The sequence below is a fragment of the Alysiella crassa DSM 2578 genome (genome assembly GCF_000745955.1).
GTDB classification, from domain to species: Bacteria; Pseudomonadota; Gammaproteobacteria; order Burkholderiales; family Neisseriaceae; genus Simonsiella; species Simonsiella crassa.
Genome location: NZ_JQKH01000119.1, coordinates 1 through 4,712 on the forward strand (window position 1 = coordinate 1; position 4,712 = coordinate 4,712).

General features: G+C 38.8%; 6 protein-coding genes and 1 pseudogene. 3 read left to right on the forward strand and 4 right to left on the reverse strand.

Annotated elements, in window-relative coordinates:
- Both Q338_RS11980 and Q338_RS11985 read right to left on the reverse strand, forming a co-directional pair.
- Positions 1-233, reverse strand: a pseudogene (locus Q338_RS11980) (IS4-like element ISAba33 family transposase); the annotation flags it as partial.
- Positions 234-292: 59 nt separating this feature from the next.
- Positions 293-1,255: a LysR family transcriptional regulator gene (locus tag Q338_RS11985; RefSeq protein WP_051968641.1), complete on the reverse strand. Its 963-nt coding sequence runs from the start codon at positions 1,253-1,255 to the stop codon at positions 293-295.
- Between the two features lie 294 nt (positions 1,256-1,549).
- Between Q338_RS11985 and Q338_RS11990 the strand changes: the two genes are divergently transcribed.
- Together Q338_RS11990 and Q338_RS13910 are read left to right on the forward strand one after the other, a co-directional pair.
- A complete protein-coding gene (locus Q338_RS11990; protein WP_034295772.1) occupies positions 1,550-2,398 on the forward strand; it encodes an MBL fold metallo-hydrolase in 849 nt (282 codons plus the stop codon).
- A gap of 99 nt (positions 2,399-2,497) precedes the next feature.
- A complete protein-coding gene (locus Q338_RS13910; protein WP_051968642.1) occupies positions 2,498-3,121 on the forward strand; it encodes a DsbA family protein in 624 nt (207 codons plus the stop codon).
- 87 nt (positions 3,122-3,208) lie between these two features.
- Here the strand turns inward: Q338_RS13910 and Q338_RS12000 are convergent, their stop codons facing one another.
- A complete protein-coding gene (locus Q338_RS12000) occupies positions 3,209-3,607 on the reverse strand; it encodes a MerR family transcriptional regulator (protein WP_034295778.1) in 399 nt (132 codons plus the stop codon).
- Positions 3,608-3,677: 70 nt separating this feature from the next.
- Here Q338_RS12000 and Q338_RS12005 point away from each other — a divergent pair, with 70 nt between their 5' ends.
- Entirely contained in the window at positions 3,678-4,292 is a 615-nt protein-coding gene (locus Q338_RS12005) for a cation diffusion facilitator family transporter (protein ID WP_034295780.1), read from the forward strand.
- 78 nt (positions 4,293-4,370) lie between these two features.
- On the opposite strand, the gene Q338_RS12010 is transcribed toward Q338_RS12005, so the two are convergent.
- A partial coding sequence (locus Q338_RS12010) for a transposase (protein ID WP_034295782.1) occupies positions 4,371-4,712 on the reverse strand: 342 nt, incomplete at its 5' end.

Consider the following 4,712-nt stretch of genomic DNA (forward strand, 5'->3'; position numbering starts at 1 on the left):
AATTTGGCAACCGCGTCATAATCAAACACAACTTCCTTAAAAAACCGTTGGATACGGCGATAGGAAGAGGCGTTTGTTGCTTTGGCATCAGGGAAAAACATTGCCAATTTGCTCAAATTACAGGTCTGCCGCATGGCAATGGTACACAATAAATACACAAAAACAATAACGTGGCTCTTGTGCCATTTGAAAGTTTTGGTTACGATATGGGTGAGTTCGCTCAATTCAGTCATATTGGATTAGTCGTGAGAAAATTAATACGATACCACTGAATTGATGCGGACTTCTTTTTTTATTGTACTTTTTTTGTCGTGTACTGAAAGGCAGCCTGAAAATCCACGCCCCAAGCCTTGCCCCCATCCCATTTTTCCACCAAAAAATCAATGACCGCTTGCACGCTCACAGGGCGGTAGGTACTTTGCGGCGTCAAAATGGCAAGCACAATCTCCTCATTGCCACTGGCAATCGGGATGTGGGGCAAAATCGGCACAAGTTTGCCTGTTTTGACTTCATCAGCCACCGCCCAATCAGGCATCATCACAATGCCCGCACCATCCATTGCCATTTGAATCAAACTGTCCGCATTGTTGCTGACCATTTTCTCTCCAATTTCAAGTATTTGATTTGTATTTAAATTTTTAAAACGCAACACGCCCAATTCCCCACGATAAAAAAGCCCCTGATGTATCGCAAGCTCATTAGGCGTTTGGGGCGTACCGTTTTTTGCCAAATAAGCAGGCGAGGCAAGCAAAAAATGGCGTTGGCGAGCAATGATTTTTTGCTTTAAATTGCTGTCCATCGGCACGGCAACTCTGACAATAATGTCCGCCTTTTCCCCATAAGGGTCAATAAAATCATCGGTTTGGGTAAGGTGGATTTGCAATTTGGGATAACGCTTGGCAAGCTCGCCCAAATGCGGTGTGATGTGTTTTTGCCCAAAAAATACAGGGGCATTGATGGCGATGATGCCGTTTGGTTCTGTGTTTTTTTGATGTAGGGTTTGATTGAGTGTGTCAAATTGGCTCAATATCACTTGGGCGTGTTCACGAAAAACATCGCCAGCCTGCGTCAAACTCATCGCACGGGTGTTTCGGTAAAACAGCGTTTGCCCAAAATCGTCTTCAAGCTGTTTGATTTGCCGAGAAATGACCGAACTTGCCACATCGTACTGACGAGCAACTTCGGAAAAATTCTTTTCTTTGGCAACGGCTAAAAAGAGTTCTAGGGCGTAAAAGGTGGTGTTTTTGGGGTTCATTTGTGCGGATTTGGTAAAAGTGCTTTGTGATTGGTGCTATTTTAGCAAATTTAGAATGCAATTAAAATACACCATCTTTTCATCACACGAGCATTTTTTATGAACAATCGCATTTGCCAAATTTTAAATATGGTTGAAGGTGTTGTGATTTTTAAAATATTTTTAAATAATCATTTAAAATCAATATATTAAAATTTATTTTCATACTTACTTTTTTGTAAGTACTTCCAAATATAAATTAAGGGCGTATGATGCACCACATCAAATCAATCTTTTAACCTTTTGAAATTTTTTATGAAAAAATTATTACTTGCCACACTTTTGCTGAGTGCCAATTTTGCCCACGCCCTAGAAATCAAAACCTATTCTGCCGATGAAAACAGCTTTTCGGTGCAGTCCACTTTGGTGCTTGGCGAAAAAGAAGCGGTCTTGATTGACGCTGGTTTTACCCGTGCCGATGCCTTGCGTATTGCGGGCAATATTTTGGACAGCCAAAAAGAATTGACCACGATTTTGGTAAGCAATGCCGACCCTGATTATTATTTTGGCGTGGCAACCTTAAAAGAAATTTTCCCCAATGCCAAAGTGGTAACAACCCCTGCCGTATTGGAAAAAATCAACGCCAAAGTAGAAGGCAAAGTCAATTATTGGTCGCCAAAAATGGGGAATAATGCCCCAAAAGCGGTGGTATTGCCTGAAAAATTAGACAGCAATACTTTAACTTTGGACGGGCAAAACATTGAAATTCGTGGTACGACAGGCATTTTGGCACATCGCCCTTATGTGTGGATTCCATCTTTAAAAACCATTACAGGCAATGTGTCGGTATTTGGCAATATGCACCTTTGGACGGCGGACGCACAAACAAAAGCCGAACGCCAAGCGTGGATTGCCCAACTTGACGAAATGGCAAGCCTACAACCCAAAGTTGTGATTGCAGGACACGCCACGCCCAATACCAAAATGACCGTTGATTTATTAAAAGCCAATAAAGCCTATTTGAAAAAATATGAACAAGTTTTGGCAAGCAGTCAAAATAGCGGACAAGTCATTGCCAAAATGAAAGTCGCTTATCCAAAATATCAAGCGTTGGGTAATTTGGAATTGGGAGCAAAAGTGAATAAAGGCGAAATGAAGTGGTAAAAAGTTGATTAAACTTTTTAAATTGATTTATCCAAAATGATTACCCGAGTTTTGGCTTGGGTAATTTTTTTTAAACGAGATTTTATTAAAAGAGACCATATGAAATTTATCTATTTATTTGACCCTTTATGTGGGTTTTGTTATGCATCATCAAAAGGCATTGCCAATCTTGCCAAAACGCACGAAGTTGATGGTTATGCCACAGGATTATTTGCCAATACAGGCAAAATCATTGATGAGCAGTTTGCCAATTATGCGTGGGCAAATGATATGAAAATCAGTCAGATGACAGGCTTGCCATTTAGCGAAAACTACCGTCAATTATTATTAAAAGGCGGAAAATTTGATTCCTTTGCTTTAACCATTGCTTGTGCTTTATTAAAACAAAATGAACCAAAAGCATTATTGCCGACTTTATCACAATTTCAAAAATTGCGTTATGTGGACGGTTTGGATACGAGTAATGTTGATGTGGTTAAAAATGGTTTAATCGCTCTTGGAAAAACTGACATTGCCAATCAATTAACCGATGATAACAGTATCAATTTGGCAAATGACTTGATTAGGCAAGGGCAATTATTGGCAAGTCAATTTGGCGTGCGTGGCGTACCTAGTTTAATCGCCGATATTGATGGACAATTTGTGAATGTACCAAGCCAATTTTTATATCAAGATACGGATAATGTGGCGGATAATATTGAGCAGTTTTTAAAAGGTGTTTAATCATTAAAATGCCGTTTGAGCAATTCAAACGGTGTTTTTTTGTCAAAATTTTGCAAAATATTTTCAGGCAGCCTGAAAAATATTCTCCTATTCTTTTTCTTTAATACCTTGAATAATTTGGCACTTATCAACTGTTTTATTTTCACAGCCCACAAGTTGCATTAAAAAATTTTTCACTTCTTGTAATTGTGTAATTTGCTCGTCCAAATACACCAAATGTTGCTTGGCAAGTTCATCAACTTCATTGCATTGGTTGGTAGGCGTTTGTTGTAATTGCAACAGTGTTTTGATGTTATTTAAAGAAAAGCCGAGATTGCGACAGGCTTTGATAAAGCGTAATTGAGCAAGTGTTTGTTCGTCAAATACACGATAGCCATTTTGTTGGTGAGAGGGGCTGATTAAGCCTTGTTTTTCATAATAACGAATGGTTTCCAAATGTACGCCTGTTTGTTCACTGGCTTGTTTTATTTTAAAAAATTTTGACATTTTAGCTTGACTCTGTAATGACTACGGAGTTTATAGTATAGCAAATTTCAATCATCTTTCGGAGTTTGTTATGGCGTGCCAAAGCTGTTGCAGTTCAAATCAGCCCATTCATCAATCACCCAAGTACAAAAAAGCCTTGTGGATTGTCTTGATATTAAATTTATCAATGTTCTTTGTGGAAATTGTAATGGGGGTTAAATCAGGTTCAACTTCACTATTGTCAGACAGTTTGGATTTCTTGGGTGATAGTGCTAATTATTTGATAAGTTTGATTGTTTTGCCAATGGCATTAAGTTACCGAGCCAAAGCATCTATGGTTAAGGGGATAACGATGGGCGTTTTTGGCTTATTTATTTTAATTACAACCATTTATCGTGCGTTTTATGGGGAAATTCCCAGTTATAGCGAAATGAGTATTGTGGGATTTTTGGCGTTATTGGTGAATGTGTCAGCGGTGTTGATATTATTAAAATTCCGTGATGGCGACAGTAATGTCCGAAGTGTATGGCTATGTTCTCGCAATGATGCGATTGGTAATGTGGCGGTGATTTTGGCTGGCATAGCAGTTTATTTTTTTCAATCAAAATATCCTGATTTAATTGTGGCGTTTATTTTGGCATTTTTAGCATTACAAGCCAGTCAAGAAATCATCAAAAGGGCTTGGGTGGAATTAAAAGTCAGTTAATTTATAAACACCGTTTGAATTTGATTTTCAAGCGGTGTTTTTTTGTCAAAATTTTGCAAAATATTTTCAGGCTGCCTTTCAGTACACGACAAAAAATCGGACGACCTGTTTTGGGTTTGAAAAATAGTCCAAAGTTGCCATCATCAACATGGCAGCTTTGGCAAGCTGCTCTAAACCAACACGAAAAATACCTTGCGATAAACGTTCATGAGATTTAGGATTAATCGGATTAAGCGCATGTTGCCAACGCCCAATAACATAAGCCCAAGCCAATGTAACTGCCAGAATCGCAAACAACTTTTCCATTTTAACAGGGTCAGTCATGTGCGTGGCTTCCAAGTCAAAACCGCGTTTTTTCAGGCAGCTAAACAGCATTTCAATTTGCCAGCGCTGACGGTATTTATCCAATAAATCAGCACC

What these genes read in the sequence shown, in the direction of transcription:
- Q338_RS11985 (WP_051968641.1), bottom strand. Translation starts at nt 1,255, where the DNA reads ATGAACCCCAAAAACACCACCTTTTACGCCCTAGAACTCTTTTTAGCC.
- Q338_RS11990 (WP_034295772.1), top strand. Translation starts at nt 1,550, where the DNA reads ATGAAAAAATTATTACTTGCCACACTTTTGCTGAGTGCCAATTTTGCC.
- Q338_RS12005 (WP_034295780.1), top strand. Translation starts at nt 3,678, where the DNA reads ATGGCGTGCCAAAGCTGTTGCAGTTCAAATCAGCCCATTCATCAATCA.
- Q338_RS12000 (WP_034295778.1), bottom strand. Translation starts at nt 3,607, where the DNA reads ATGTCAAAATTTTTTAAAATAAAACAAGCCAGTGAACAAACAGGCGTA.
- Q338_RS13910 (WP_051968642.1), top strand. Translation starts at nt 2,498, where the DNA reads ATGAAATTTATCTATTTATTTGACCCTTTATGTGGGTTTTGTTATGCA.